We start from the raw sequence: 779 nt of genomic DNA, 5'->3' as shown, positions 1-779 counted from the left end.
CTTGAAAACAATCTTCCAGACCTTTCTGTCTGTGTGGTTGAAAAAGGCTCTGAAGTTGGTGCGCATATCCTTTCTGGTGCTGTACTTGAACCTCGTGCAATCAATGAACTTTTCCCTGACTGGAAAGAACAAGGTGCACCTTTAAATGTACCTGTGACTGAGGACAAAACTTATTTCCTCATGTCTGCTGAAAAGTCTCAAGAAGCACCACACTGGATGGTTCCTAAGACCATGCACAACGATGGTAACTATGTTATTTCATTGGGTAATGTGGTGCGCTGGTTAGGTCAAAAAGCGGAAGAGTTAGAAGTTTCTATCTTCCCGGGCTTTGCTGCCTCAGAAATCCTTTATCATCAAGATGGTTCTGTAAAAGGCATCCAAACTGGTGATATGGGTATTGGTAAAGATGGTGAACCTACTCATAACTTTACCCCCGGCTACGAGCTTCATGCAAAATACACAATTTTTGCAGAAGGTTGCCGTGGACACCTTGGTAAACGTTTGATTGCAAAATACAACTTAGACCAAGATGCTGATCCGCAACATTACGGTATCGGAATCAAAGAACTTTGGGAAATTGACCCTGCTAAACATAAACCAGGTTTAGTGATGCATGGTTCAGGCTGGCCTTTGGCAGAAACAGGTTCTTCAGGCGGCTGGTGGTTATATCACGCTGAAAACAACCAAGTGACCTTGGGTATGATTGTCGATTTATCTTATGAAAATCCACACATGTATCCTTTTGCTGAAATGCAGCGTTGGAAAACACATCCACTGAT

General features: G+C 42.9%; 1 protein-coding gene. It reads left to right on the top strand.

All coding sequences use genetic code 11. The features are described 5' to 3' along the window. Positions 1 to 779, top strand: a 779-nt coding sequence (locus WFN33_RS20210) for an NAD(P)/FAD-dependent oxidoreductase (RefSeq protein WP_336954826.1), incomplete at both ends; no start/stop codon positions are given.

Source organism: Acinetobacter sp. AS167 (genome assembly GCF_037152175.1).
Taxonomy (GTDB): Bacteria; Pseudomonadota; Gammaproteobacteria; order Pseudomonadales; family Moraxellaceae; genus Acinetobacter.
The sequence above is the reverse complement of the archived record's forward strand: the minus strand, read 5'-3'. Positions and strand labels throughout refer to the sequence as shown.